Genomic DNA, 12,980 nt, shown 5'->3' on the forward strand with positions numbered 1-12,980 from the left:
CGCGTCCGGGGCGGGCTGCCTCATGTGTGCCGTGGAAGGCGCGGTCAGCGCTCCAGGAAGGAGAACAGCTCTTCCCACCGGTCGGTGATCTCGGGGCTGGAGTAACGCCGCACCGAGTGGAAGGCGTTGTCCCCGAGCCGGTCGCGCAGCTCACGGTCGGCGATCAGCGTGCGCAGGTGCCCGGCCAGTTCCATCGTGTTTCCCAGCCGGGCCAGCAGCCCGTCCTCGCCGTGCTCGACGATCTCCCGTACGCCCGGCGCGCAGTCGAAGGCGGCCGCCGGCACGCCCGCCGCCATCGCCTCCAGCAGCGTGATCGGGAAGCCCTCGGCCCGTGAGGCCTGGGCGAAGACCGAGGCTCCGCGCAGCGCGCCCAGCACGTCGTCGGTGCTGCCCATCCACTCCACGGAGTCGTCCAGGCCCAGCGAGGTGCAGTGCGCCCTCAGCGTCTCCTCCTCGGCGCCCGCCCCGTAGATCCGCAGGGTCCAGTCGGGGTGGTGCGGCGCGACGTCCGCCCAGGTGTCGAGCAGCAGGTCGACGCCCTTCTCGAAGGCGAGGCGCCCGACGCACGCCACGACCTTCTCCGTCCGCGGCGCGGGGGAGTCGGGCATGAAGGGCAGCGGGTTCGGCATGCTGCCCACGTTCTCCATGCCCGCCCGGATCCACAGGTCCGCGTCCTCGGCGGTCAGCACCAGCAGCCGGTCGACCTGCGGGTAGAAGCGGCGGACCCGCTCCCCGCGCGTGGACTTCTGGCTGGCCTCGAACGACTCGTGGCTCATCCCGATGACGGTGAGCCCCTTGGTGTCGGCGAGCGCCACCCACTCCATGGCCCAGACCTGGGTGACGATGACGACACCGCCCGGACGGGCCGCCCGCAGCAGCTCGCTCAGCTGCTCGGCCTTGACCCGCATCTGGGCCCGCCGGGCCGCCTGACGGCGCCGCTCGGGTGCGTTCAGCCGGCCCTTGATCCCGCGCAGCCGGCGGGCCGACGGCGGGTGGGTGTCGTACAGCGTGGTCATCTCGTACGGCAGGCCCCGCGGCAGCTTCTGCCGGATGTCGTCGGCGACCGGGGCGACGCCCACGATGTGCACCCGGTGGCCGCGGTCGGTGAACTGCCGGGCCATCTGGTGCGACCAGGTGGTCACACCGCCGATCTCGTCGACGTTGTTGGAGACGATGAAGATGTCACGGCCGCCCGGGGTGGCGGTCTGCTGGCTCACTTGCCGCTCCTGGTGAAGAACTTCTCGACGATCTGGCGGGCCGCGTCCCCGCGGTCGTACTCGCCGAACTCGGCGAGGAAACGCTGCCGTGCCTGGGCGTACTTGACGTCCGCCTCCTCGAAGGCGGCGAGCGCCTGCAGCAGTTCGTCCGCCGTGGACACCACCGGGCCCGGGGCCTTCTCCTTCAGGTCGAAGTACGTCCCGCGGATGTCCGTGGCGTACTTCTCGTAGTCGTACGCGAAGAACAGCATCGGCCGGTCCAGGACCGCGTAGTCGAACATCACGGACGAGTAGTCGGTGATCAGACCGTCGGCGAGGGCCAGCAGCGGGGTGATGTCGTGGTGCCGGGACACGTCGACGACCCGGCCGGCGACGGACGGCGGCAGCGAGACGCTGTTGAGGTAGTGGGTCCGCACCAGCAGCGTGAAGCGGTCACCGAGCCGGTCCGCGAACTCCTCCACGTCGAAGGGGAAGGTGAAGCCCTCCACCGCGCCGTCCGCGCCCGCCCGGAAGGTCGGCGCGTACAGCAGCACCTTCTTGTCCGGGTCGATGCCGAGCTCGACCGCGAGGGGCCCGCGTACGCGCTCACCGCTGTTCGCCTCGGTCCGGTGCGCCTCGACGAGGGCGTCGTTGCGCGGGTAGCCCGTGCGCAGCAGCACCTCGTCCCGCAGCCGGAAGCCCTTGGCGAGGGTGCGGGTGTCGTGCTCGGAGCGGATCAGGAAGTGGTCGAAGCGGTCGACGGCCGCCTGGAAACGGGCCTGCCCGGCCCGTCCCTGCGCCTTCGTCCGGGGCTCGTGGAAGCCCATCCGCTTGAGCGCCGAGCCGTGCCAGGTCTGGATGTACGTGGTCCCCGGACGCTTGGCCAGCGCCAGCGGGAAGCCCTGGTTGTCGACCCAGTACTCGGCCTGGGCCAGGGCGCGCAGGTACGGCCAGCTCCAGCGCCTGACCAGGGTGGCCTCCTTGGGGAAGCCGGTGGGCTTGGCGCCCGCGTAGGACCAGATCGCCTCGAACGGCGCGCCCTGGCGGACCAGCTCTTCGTAGATCGCCTTGGGGCTGTCGCTGTACTGCTTGCCCATGTGGCTCTCGAAGACGACCGTGCCCTTCTTGATCGGCAGCTTCGAGAAGACCTCGTGGTAGACCTTCACCTTCTGCTCGCCGGAGCCCATGTTCCGGCGGGCCCGCAGTGCCTTGCGCAGGCCCCGCTTGACCACGCCGGCCGCCTTGCCCTGTATGGCGTTGTTGATCAGCGACTGGGTGCGGACTGCGGCGGCGCCCTCGGCGCTCAGCACGTAGCTGAGGTTGCCCTTCTTGGTGACCTCGGGCCCGAAGCGGTCCGAGACCAGCCGGGTCAGGCGCGGGCGCACGCGCAGCCGGGCCGCCGAGTCCAGGTCGACCCCGCCGACCGAGACGCGGGTGGTGATCCGCTCGCCGCCGGCGGTCAGCTTGAGGCGGACGTCCCAGACGGCGTCGATGATGCCGAGCGGGCGGACGGTGCTCGCGACGTCGGCGGTGACGGTCCACTCGATCGTGTCCCCCGCGTGGCGCACCGTTGCCACCGGGAAGCTGAAGGAGCGCACGCCAATCTGCCGGCGGGCCCGGAATTCGAGCGTGGCCTTCAGGTCGGCGTCGGCAGGGATCCGGCCCAGCGGGTTCACGATCGAGCCGGACATGGTGACCGTGCCGCGGCCGTCGTCCTCGTAGGAGGTGAGGCGGTTGCCCACGGTGAGGCCGCTGAGGGGCGTGGTGTGGAAGGCCTGCTCGGTGACGTCCAGTATCCGGCGGGCCTCGTCGGCGTCGGGGCCGTCGATGTGCTGCGCGCACCAGTAGACGCGGCCGTCGCGCTCGGCGAGCGGGGAGGTCAGCCGGCCCTTGTTGGTCATGGCGTCGGCGGCCGGGAGCAGGTTGTCCCAGTCCTCCTTGCCCAGCAGGTAGGCGCAGATCGCCTGGAGGTAGGTGACGTTCTCGTACGCGGCCGGGTCGATCTCCGCGAGGTAGCCGTTGGCGAGGCGGGCGAACTCCTGGCGGTACTCGTCGCTCAGCAGCGGCAGGTCGCGCAGGTGCAGCACCAGGTCGTGCTTGAGGAACTTGGCGTCCTTCGCCGACTTGATGTCCGTGTGGCCCTTGTCCGCCAGCAGACGGTCGACGCGGCGGTGGATCTCCATCCGGTGGACGAAGTTCGCGATCTCGTGGCGCCGGTTGCTGATCGACAGGGCCGCGGCCTTCTCGACCACGTTCCAGAAGTAGACGTGGTTCGGGATCAGCGTGATGCGGCGGGCGGCCACGTACGCCTGCGCGGAGAACAGCAGGTCCTCGTAGTGGATGCCGACCGGGAACTCCAGGCCCTGCTCCAGGAGGAACGCGCGCCGGTAGCACTTGTTCGTGGAGAGGGTGTCGTAGACCAGCAGGTCGGGGTACTCGGTGATCGATTCCAGGGTGCGCGTGCGCGAGTAGATCCAGGGGTACCACTCGGTGGTCTTGCCCCACCGGTTGTCGAGGTGCACGCGTACGCACATGCCCGAGACCAGGTCGGATCCGGTCCGCTCGGCGGCGTCCAGCATGTTCCGGCAGGCGTTGCGCTCCAGCACGTCGTCGCTGTCGAGGAACATCACGTACGTTCCGGTGGCCTGCTGGATGCCGTGGTTGCGCGGCGCACCGCAGCCGCCGCTGTTCTCCGGCAGCCGGAAGGCGCGCACCCGCCCTGGATGCGCAGATTCCAGTTCCTGGGCGACCGCGTACGAGCGGTCCTTGCTGCAGTCGTCGACGATCACGACTTCGACACTGTGCAGGGTCTGGTCCAGAACCGACCGGACTGCTGTCGGCAGACGCTCTGCGTCGTTGTAGACGATGACGACCACGGAGACGTCGGGCACGTGCACCTCGATCCCTTCGTTTCGTTACGTTCAGCTGATTCCGCTTATCTCGACCACGCTACCGTGTGCCGCCCTCGACTCCGGCAGCCCGACTCCCGTCCGACCCTCTCCGTGCATACTTCTAAGGAAGAGGTGCGAGGCGGGTCCGGTCGCCGACAATCACCCGTTCGGATCCAGCAGGAAGTGTTCATGACGAAGCTGTCCGTAGTTGTCCCCTGCTTCAACGAAGAAGCCGTCCTCGACAGCTTCGATGGGGAAATCCGAAGGGTCCTGGACGCCCTCCCCGTCGAGTACGAGGTCTGCTACGTCGACGACGGAAGCCGTGACGGCACCCTCGACAAGCTCCGCAAGATCGCCGCCGAGCACGGTGAGCAGACCCGCTACGTCTCCTTCAGCCGCAACTTCGGCAAGGAGGCCGGCATGCTCGCCGGCCTGCGCGAAGCCACCGGCGACGCCGTCGTGATCATGGACGCGGACCTCCAGCACCCGCCCGAGCTCATCGCGACCATGCTGGAGCACTACCACCAGGGCCACGACCAGATCATCGCCCGCCGCACGCGCGAGGGCGACAAGAAGCTCCGCTCAGCCCTCAGCAGCCTCTACTACCGCGGCGTCAACCGCTGGGTGGACGTGGAGCTCACCGACGGCGTCGGCGATTTCCGCATGCTCTCGCGCCCGGCCGTGGACGCCCTGCTGGCGCTGCCCGAGTACAACCGCTTCTCCAAGGGCCTGTTCTCCTGGATCGGCTTCGACACCGTCCACTTCGACTACCGCAACGCGCAGCGCGAGGCCGGCGAGACGAAGTGGAAGTTCGGCTCCCTGCTGAACTACGGCATGGACGGCCTGATCTCCTTCAACAACAGGCCGCTGCGGATCGGGATCTGGTTCGGCGTGTCGCTGGTCGCCCTGACCGGCCTCTACGCGCTCTGGATCACGATCAGGGCGATGACCCACGGCGTCGAGTCCCCCGGGTACGTCACCCTCGTGGCGATCATCACCGGCCTGGGCGGCGTGCAGCTGATCATGCTGGGCCTGATCGGCGAGTACATCGGCCGCATCTACTACGAGACCAAGCGCCGGCCGCACTTCCTGGTGAAGGAATCGCACGGGGCGCAGCCGCTGCCCCGGACCGGCGGTCAGACGGCGGGCCGCGTCGCGGAGCCGACGGTCACGGAGCCGACGATCGTGGAGCGCAGCGCCCGATGAGCCGCAGGGACCAGCTCGGCCAGGTGTTCCGATTCGCCCTCGTGGGCGGGGTCAACACCGCCACCTTCTTCGGCATCTACCTGCTCCTGCACCCGTGGATGCCCTACTTCGCCGCCTACTCCCTCGCCTTCCTGCTGGCGATGGTCGGCTCGTTCTTCATGAACACCTACTTCACCTACCGCACCCGGCCGACCTGGAAGAAGTTCCTCCTCTTCCCGCTGACGAACGTCACCAACTACGTCATCCAGTCCGCCGGCCTCTACGCGCTGGTGACCTGGGCCGGGATGGACACCCGGATCGCCCCGCTGGTCGCGGCGATCGTGGCCATCCCGTTCACCTTCCTGCTCTCCCGCAAGATCCTCGTCCCGGGTGCCGCCCGGGCCGAGACGGCCCCGCACGCGGAGGCGGGGTCCTCGTCCAGGGTCTGAAACCCCCGAGCAGTCCCGCGCGCCCACCCCGTAGATTGAGACGGCAGGCATCTCGGAGACAGGCATTTCGGCAAGGGGCAAGGGGACAGACGTGTCAGCGGCTAGGCAGGGTGTCGTGGACGCCCGCAGGATCGTGGTCAAGGTCGGCTCCTCCTCCCTGACCACCGCGGCCGGCGGACTCGACGCGGACCGGGTGGACGCCCTCGTCGACGTCCTCGCCAAGGCCCGCAGCGGCGGCGAGAAGGAGATCGTCCTCGTCTCCAGCGGAGCCATCGCAGCCGGGCTCTCCCCGCTCGGCCTGCGCCGCCGCCCCAAGGACCTGGCCCGGCAGCAGGCCGCCGCGAGCGTCGGCCAGGGGCTGCTCGTCGCCCGCTACACCGCCTCCTTCGCGCGGTACGGCGTCCGCGTCGGCCAGGTGCTCCTCACCACCGACGACACCAGCCGCCGCGCCCACTACCGCAACGCCTACCGCACCCTCGACCAGCTGCTGGCCATGGGCGCCCTCCCCGTCGTCAACGAGAACGACACCGTCGCCACCGACGAGATCCGCTTCGGCGACAACGACCGGCTGGCCGCGCTCGTCGCCCACCTCGTCCGCGCGGACCTCCTCGTCCTCCTCTCCGACGTGGACGGCCTCTACGACGGTGACCCGTCCCAGCCCGGCACCACCCGCATCGAAGAGGTCCGCGGGCCCGGGGACATCGCGCACGTCTCCATCGGCAGCGCCGGCAAGGCGGGCGTGGGCACCGGCGGCATGGTCACCAAGGTCGAGGCGGCCCGGATCGCGGCCGCCGCCGGCATCCCCGTGGTGCTGACCTCCGCCAGCCAGGCCGCCGACGCCCTCGCCGGGCGGGGGACCGGCACCCTGTTCCACGCCACCGGGCGCCGCTCCGCGGACCGGCTGCTCTGGCTCCAGCACGCGTCGACCCCGCAGGGGCACCTGGTCCTGGACGACGGCGCCGTCCGCGCGGTCACCGAGCGCGGCAGCTCGCTGCTGCCCGCCGGGATCGCTGCGGTCCAGGGCGACTTCGTCGCCGGGGACCCGGTGGAACTGCGCTCCGCCGACGGCCGCGCCGTGGCGCGGGGCCTGGTCAACTTCGACGCCAAGGAGCTCCCGCAACTCCTCGGCCGCTCCACTCGCGAGCTCGCGCGGGAACTCGGACCCGCGTACGAGCGGGAGGTCGTCCACCGGGACGATCTGGTCCTGCTGGAGGGCTGAGGTTCGGCAAAAGCGGAGCGCGGCGGCCCGTGGACTGGTCAACTGTGAGGGGCGGGCGGACCCGCGTGGCGGAGACAGGAGGCGGCTGGTGAGGCGAGCGCTGACCAGCGTCGGCACGGGGGACGGTGACGGCGGAGGTGGCGGGGAGGAGCAGGACCACGCGTCGCGCCTGTGGCACGTGACCCTGAGCGTCTCCGGCAAGCCGGCCCCGCTGTCCGAGGTCCGGCGTGGGCTGGAACAACTGGCCCACGACCATCCCTTCCTGCTGACCAGCCGGTACGCCGACGACCACGCGGAGATCCGCTACTGGGAAGAGGCCCGAGACCTCCACGACGCGGCGGCCGTCGCCCTGCGCCTGTGGGGCGAACACCGCTCCTCGGCGCAGCTCCCGCCCTGGGAGATCGTCGGCCTGGAGGTCATCGACCGCGCCACCTACCACCAGCGGGTGGCGGAGGGCTACGGCCCACCCCCGGCCCACCCGGTAGGCGTCCACCCCTACTGATCCGCAGGTCCGGGCCGCAGCCGTGGCCCGCCCGGCCCCGCCGGCGTTCGGGCCGGGGCCGTGGCTTTCCCAGCCCCGCCCGCATGCGCGCCGGAGCCGTGGCTTTCCCGGCCCCGCCGGCGTTCGAGGCGCGGGGTCGGGGGCGCAGCCCCCGGTCGTGTGCCCGCACCCGCCACGGTCCGGTGCCGATCGTCCGGGCCCGGGCGGAGCCCCGGCCCCACCCCGCCGACCCGGCCGGAGGCCGTCTCGCGGGATGGAAGCCCCCACGGCCGGCCACCGGCAGGGGCTTACCCTGGCGGCATGACCTCGCTCGATGCCGCCACCGCCACCGCCACCACCGCCTCGCCCGTCCTCGCCACCGCGCAGGCGGCCCGTACAGCCGCCGCGGCCATCGCCCCACTCCCGCGGTCCGCCAAGGACACCGCCCTGCTGGCGATCGCGGACGCGCTGGAGGCCCGTACGGCCGAGATCGTCGCCGCCAACGCCGTGGACACGGACAAGGCCCGCGCCGCCGGCACCAGCGAGACCGTCATCGACCGCCTCACGCTCACCCCCGAGCGCATCGCCGCCATCGCCTCCGACGTGCGGGACGTCGCCGCACTGCCCGACCCCGTCGGCGAGGTCGTCCGCGGCAACACCCTGCCCAACGGCATCGACATCCGGCAGATCCGCGTCCCCCTCGGGGTCGTCGGCATCATCTACGAGGCCCGCCCCAACGTCACCGTGGACGCCGCCGCCCTCTGCCTCAAGTCCGGCAACGCGGTCCTCCTGCGGGGCTCCTCCTCCGCCTACGCCTCCAACACCGCGCTCGTCACCATCCTGCGCGACGCCGTCGAGAGCGCCGGCCTGCCCGCCGACGCGATCCAGCTCGTCCCCGGCGAGTCCCGTGACTCCGTCCGCGAGCTGATGCGCGCCCGCGGTCTCGTCGACGTGCTCATCCCGCGCGGCGGCGCGTCCCTCATCAAGACCGTCGTCGAGGAGTCCACCGTCCCGGTCATCGAGACCGGTACCGGCAACTGCCACGTCTACGTCGACGCCCAGGCCGACCTGGACATGGCGGTGGACATCCTCATCAACTCCAAGGCCCAGCGGCCCTCCGTCTGCAACGCCGCCGAGACCCTCCTCGTCCACCGCGACATCGCCGACGCCTTCCTGCCGCGCGCCCTCGACGCGCTCGCCGACGCCGGCGTGACCGTGCACGGCGACGCCCGGGTCCTCGCCGCCGCCGAGGGCGGCAAGGTCACCGCCCTGCCGGCCACGGACGAGGACTGGGCCGCCGAGTACCTGTCCTACGACATCGCCGCCGCAGTCGTGGACTCCCTCGACGACGCCGTCACCCACATCCGCCGCTGGACCTCCGGCCACACCGAGGCGATCGTCACCACCTCGCAGGCCGCCGCGCGCCGCTTCACCCAGCTGGTCGACTCGACCACGGTCGCCGTGAATGCATCCACTCGGTTCACGGACGGTGGCCAGTTCGGCTTCGGCGCGGAGATCGGCATCTCCACCCAGAAGCTGCACGCCAGGGGCCCGATGGGCCTTCCCGAGCTGACCTCCACCAAGTACATCGTCACGGGCGACGGTCACATTCGGTAGTGAGTTCCTGAGCGCGGTGTGGCCGAAATTCGGCGCACACCCTGCCCAAGGAGGCCCCCCAGGTCTACGCTGGTCCCGTGCCGGACGACGTGGGGGGCAAGCCGTTCCCGGACGACGGGGAGCCCGACGACGACCGCGGAGGCGCGGATCACGACTTCGCCTCCGTGGTGTTCGACGAGGACTTCGTCCGGAACGCCGAGATCCATGAACCGAGCGCCGCCGAGCGCCAGCGGGCGGCCGACCGAGCGCGCGCGGAGGCCGAAGCCGCCCGTGCCGGGGCCGGCGGATGGACGGGCGACGACGACTACGACAGCTACGGGTACGGCCACCACGACGGGTACGACGACGGCCACGGCTGGGACCACGACCGGGGCTACGGATACCCGGACGGGCCGTACGGGGCCTACGGCGGCAGTCTGCGCCCCTACCGCGGCCGCGCACCCTGGCTGCGCCCGGTGGCCTGGGTGCTCGCCTTCGTGATGGGCCTCGGCATGGTCGCGCTCGCCTTCAGCGCCGTCTACCGCTCCGCCTCGGGCGAGGCGGACCCCGCCCCGGCCCCCGCCAGCACCCCCAGGGGCGAAGTCACCGGCGTCGGCGCGTTTACGTACCCCTCCGTTCGCCAACCCTGAAGGTACGACCCCACTCGCGCACACCGGAGCCGGGGGCTTCTCTGAAGCGGGGACAGCGGGGAGAAGCGATGGCCGTGCCAGGAGATCCACCCAACAGCACCCCCGAGGGCATGGGCGGGGGCGATGACGACTTCCGGTCGGACGACTTCCGGTCGGACGAGTACCGGTCGGTGGTGTTCGACGAGGACTTCGTCCGGGCTGCCCGGCTCCAGGAGTACTCCGCGCAGGAACGCATGGGCGAACACGCCCGTGCGGTGCGCAGCCGCTCGATCTGGTCCGGTGGCGGCGGCTCCGCGGCCCGGACCAGCACCCCCGGCCGGGGTGCCCGGCAGGGCATGCTGCTCGTGCTGCTCATCGCCACGGCCTTCGCCGCCGCCGTCTACCTGGGGCTGCGCAACCCTTATGTGCCCCCGCCCGGGGGACCCGCCCAGGCGCTCAGCAGCACCGTGGTCCCGCTCGCGCCGACCACCGCCGTATCCGGCGGGCTGCCGGCCGACCTGATCGCGAAGAGCCCCGCGGCCGACTACCGGGTCGGAGCGGCCGGCATCAGCCTGCCCGCCGTGCGCCGTACCCACCACTTCACCGAGGCCCAGGTCGTCGCCGCGCTGTCCATCGCCAAGGACTACCTGGTGCAGTCCTCGCTGGACCCCGACATCCTCGCCGGAGCGGCCTCCCGCCCGGTGCGCGTCCTGCTCGACCCCGACCAGCTGGCGCAGTTCGACCGCAGCATGACCACCCCCTCCGGCGACGGACGCCACGCGGCCACCGGCTGGCTGGTCCGCTTCGACCAGGCCACCGCCGTCGTGGCCGACTCCCGGGTCCGGGTGAGCGGCGCGTTCTCCTTCGAGGAGGTGGCCCCGGACATGCTGGAGGTCACCGCCGACCACACCTTCGTCTACGCCGTACGCCCCGCCACCGGATCCCCGGCCGCGGCCGACGGCGCCTCGCTCTTCACCGTCCGGCGCGAGCTGCGGCTGCGCTTCGACCGGGAGGACCTCACGGCCCGGCGGCTGGAGCTGGCCTCGGCCTACGTGATGGCCGGGCCCCAGGACTGCTCGGCCGACCCGGCCGGAGCCTTCCGCCCGCTCCTGGCCGGAGCCGGCCCGACCACGGTGGGCCCGGCCGCGAGCGACCCGTACGCCAGCGGCCGACCGCGGCGCACGGCCGGACTGTGCGGCGTCCTGGCCCCGCCCGCGACGTCGTCCGCGAACCCGCCCGTGACTCCGGCCGCGCCCCCGCGGGCCGCTCCCGTCAGCCCTGCTGCTCCGTAGGCCCGCCCTTGTCCTGCGGCGCGGTGCCGGCCGCGGCGCCCGTGAACTTGTCGCGGAGCTTGCCGCCCAGGTCTCCCGCGCCGCCCGCGATGTCGCCCACCAGCTTCATCAGCGGGTCCTTGCTGGTGCGCACGGAGTCGGCGTAGTGGGCGGCGGACTGCCGGAAGGAGTCGGTCACCGAGGTGTCCTTGTCCTCGTCGCGCCGCGGGTAGTGGCCGTCCATGATCCGCTGGTGGTCGCGGCTCTCCGCCCACTTCTTCAGCTCGGCCGCCCGCACCGTGGTGAAGGGGTGCGTCCGCGGCAGCAGGTTGAGGATCTTCAGCACGGAGTCGCGCAGATCGCCGCTCGACTCGTACTCCTCGGCCTGGGCCAGGAAGGCGTCCACGTTCATCTCGTGGAGGTGGTTGCCGCCCGCGATCTTCATCAGTCCCCGCATCGAGGCCTGCACGTCCTGTCCCACCAGCAGCCCGGCCCGGTCGGCCGAGAGCTCCGACTTGCGGAACCACTCCCGCAGCGCGGTCACGATCGTCATGATCGCCACATTGCCCAGCGGGATCCACGCGACCTTCATCGCCAGGTTGGTCAGGAACAGCAGGATCGTGCGGTACACGGCGTGCCCCGACAGTGCGTGGCCCACCTCGTGGCCCACCACCGCCCGCATCTCCTCCTCGTCGAGCAGCTCGACGAGGCCGGTGGTCACCACGATGATCGGCTCGTCCAGCCCGATGCACATCGCGTTGGGGTTCGGGTCCTGCTGGACGTACATCTGCGGGACCTTCTCCAGGTCCAGGATGTAGCAGGCGTCGCGCAGCATCGCGTGCAGGTGCGGGAACTGCGTCTCGCCCACCCGCACCGACTCCGACAGGAACAGCAGCCGCAGGCTCCGCTCCGGCAGCAGCCCGCTCAGGGCCTTGAACACCGTGTCGAAGCCGCTCAGCTTGCGCAGCGCCACCAGCGCCGAGCGGTCCGCCGGATGCTCGTACGCCCGCGACGAGATACCGGGGAACCGCCTGCGGTCCCGTGCCGGTGCCTTCTCGAACCCTGTGTCCGTCATAACGCCCTCCCCTGTATGGACCTGATCGACCCTGCGTCTATCCTCTCCAACGCCTGAGTCGGCGTGAGCGTGCCCCAGGCACCCGCATACGATGTGAGCGAAGTCTCCGCCCGCTCCCCGACTCGATAGGTATCTGCCTGATGAGCCTCTCCACCACCGCCCACAACCTGGTCGTCCTCGCTTCGGAGGGGGCCGAGCAGCACGGCGGCAACCACGACAGCCTGAACCCGTACCTGACCGGCGGCGGTGCCTTCCTGATCCTGATCCTGATGCTCTGGGTCACCACGCGCCTGAACCGCGACCGCTGAACCGCGACCGCTGAACCCGTCGGGAACGCCGCGTCCGCCGGGCCAGTAGGCTCTGCGCTCATGGGAGAGCAGGAGATGCCTACCGGTCCGGTCAAGCGCCGGCTCGGCGTGATGGGCGGGACATTCGACCCGATCCATCACGGACACCTGGTGGCCGCCAGCGAGGTGGCCGCCCTTTTCCACCTCGACGAGGTGATGTTCGTGCCGACCGGCGAGCCGTGGCAGAAGTCGCAGCGGGCCGTCTCGCCGGCCGAGGACCGCTACCTGATGACGGTCATCGCCACGGCCTCGAACCCGCAGTTCTCGGTGAGCCGCATCGACATCGACCGCGGCGGGCCGACGTACACCATCGACACCCTGCGGGACCTGAAGGCGCAGAACGACGACGCCGACCTGTTCTTCATCACCGGTGCCGACGCGCTCGCGCAGATCCTGACCTGGCGCAACGCCGAAGAGCTCTTCTCGCTGTCCCACTTCATCGGAGTCACCCGGCCGGGCCACGTGCTCACCGACGACGGGCTCCCGGAGGGCGGCGTCTCCCTGGTGGAGGTGCCGGCGCTCGCGATCTCGTCCACCGACTGCCGTGCGAGGGTGGCCCAGGGGGATCCTGTCTGGTACCTGGTGCCGGACGGTGTCGTGCGTTACATCGACAAGCGTGAGCTGTACCGGGGAGCCTGAGC

General features: G+C 71.2%; 12 protein-coding genes. 9 read left to right on the plus strand and 3 right to left on the minus strand.

Translation table 11 applies throughout. The features are described 5' to 3' along the window. Nucleotides 1-44: 44 nt before the first annotated feature. Together Sspor_RS27985 and Sspor_RS27990 are read right to left on the minus strand one after the other, a co-directional pair. Complete coding sequence (locus Sspor_RS27985; protein WP_202201586.1) at nt 45-1,217, minus strand: glycosyltransferase; 1,173 nt, start codon at nt 1,215-1,217, stop codon at nt 45-47. Next, complete coding sequence (locus Sspor_RS27990; protein WP_202201587.1) at nt 1,214-4,093, minus strand: bifunctional glycosyltransferase/CDP-glycerol:glycerophosphate glycerophosphotransferase; 2,880 nt, start codon at nt 4,091-4,093, stop codon at nt 1,214-1,216. The genes Sspor_RS27985 and Sspor_RS27990 overlap by 4 nt, the downstream gene beginning before the upstream one ends. Nucleotides 4,094-4,276: 183 nt before the next feature. Between Sspor_RS27990 and Sspor_RS27995 the strand changes: the two genes are divergently transcribed. The 7 genes from Sspor_RS27995 (at nt 4,277) to Sspor_RS28025 (ending at nt 10,938) form a co-directional block, all read left to right on the plus strand. After that, nucleotides 4,277-5,293: a glycosyltransferase family 2 protein gene (locus Sspor_RS27995; RefSeq protein ID WP_237404055.1), complete on the plus strand. Its 1,017-nt coding sequence runs from the start codon at nt 4,277-4,279 to the stop codon at nt 5,291-5,293. After that, nucleotides 5,290-5,721 carry a GtrA family protein gene (locus Sspor_RS28000; RefSeq protein ID WP_202201588.1) on the plus strand — a complete coding sequence of 144 codons (432 nt, stop codon included), beginning with the start codon at nt 5,290-5,292 and terminating at the stop codon, nt 5,719-5,721. Before Sspor_RS27995 ends, Sspor_RS28000 begins: the two co-directional genes overlap by 4 nt. Nucleotides 5,722-5,812: 91 nt before the next feature. After that, complete coding sequence (proB, locus tag Sspor_RS28005; RefSeq protein WP_202201589.1) at nt 5,813-6,940, plus strand: glutamate 5-kinase; 1,128 nt, start codon at nt 5,813-5,815, stop codon at nt 6,938-6,940. Between the two features lie 88 nt (nt 6,941-7,028). Further along, entirely contained in the window at nt 7,029-7,442 is a 414-nt protein-coding gene (locus tag Sspor_RS28010; protein ID WP_496891832.1) for a DUF8830 family protein, read from the plus strand. Between the two features lie 300 nt (nt 7,443-7,742). Beyond that, nucleotides 7,743-9,038, plus strand: a complete 1,296-nt coding sequence (locus tag Sspor_RS28015; protein ID WP_202201590.1) for a glutamate-5-semialdehyde dehydrogenase — start codon at nt 7,743-7,745, stop codon at nt 9,036-9,038. Between the two features lie 77 nt (nt 9,039-9,115). Then, nucleotides 9,116-9,667, plus strand: coding sequence for an SCO2584 family spore wall biosynthesis protein (locus Sspor_RS28020; protein ID WP_202201591.1), 552 nt, complete (start codon nt 9,116-9,118; stop codon nt 9,665-9,667). 68 nt (nt 9,668-9,735) lie between these two features. After that, a complete protein-coding gene (locus tag Sspor_RS28025) occupies nt 9,736-10,938 on the plus strand; it encodes an SCO2583 family membrane protein (RefSeq protein WP_202201592.1) in 1,203 nt (400 codons plus the stop codon). On the opposite strand, the gene Sspor_RS28030 is transcribed toward Sspor_RS28025, so the two are convergent. Next, a complete protein-coding gene (locus Sspor_RS28030) occupies nt 10,919-11,992 on the minus strand; it encodes a M48 family metallopeptidase (protein ID WP_202201593.1) in 1,074 nt (357 codons plus the stop codon). The genes Sspor_RS28025 and Sspor_RS28030 overlap by 20 nt on opposite strands. 140 nt (nt 11,993-12,132) lie before the next feature. On the opposite strand from Sspor_RS28030, the gene Sspor_RS28035 reads away from it, so the two are divergent. Both Sspor_RS28035 and nadD read left to right on the plus strand, forming a co-directional pair. Further along, on the plus strand, nt 12,133-12,300 hold the full coding sequence (locus Sspor_RS28035) for a hypothetical protein (RefSeq protein ID WP_202201594.1): 168 nt from the start codon (nt 12,133-12,135) through the stop codon (nt 12,298-12,300). 60 nt (nt 12,301-12,360) lie between these two features. Beyond that, the gene (nadD, locus tag Sspor_RS28040; protein WP_030008626.1) at nt 12,361-12,978 is read left to right on the plus strand and encodes a nicotinate-nucleotide adenylyltransferase; all 618 of its coding nucleotides are present in this window, start codon (nt 12,361-12,363) and stop codon (nt 12,976-12,978) included. Nucleotides 12,979-12,980: the final 2 nt, after the last annotated feature.

The organism is Streptomyces spororaveus, from assembly GCF_016755875.1.
GTDB lineage: Bacteria > Actinomycetota > Actinomycetes > Streptomycetales > Streptomycetaceae > Streptomyces > Streptomyces spororaveus.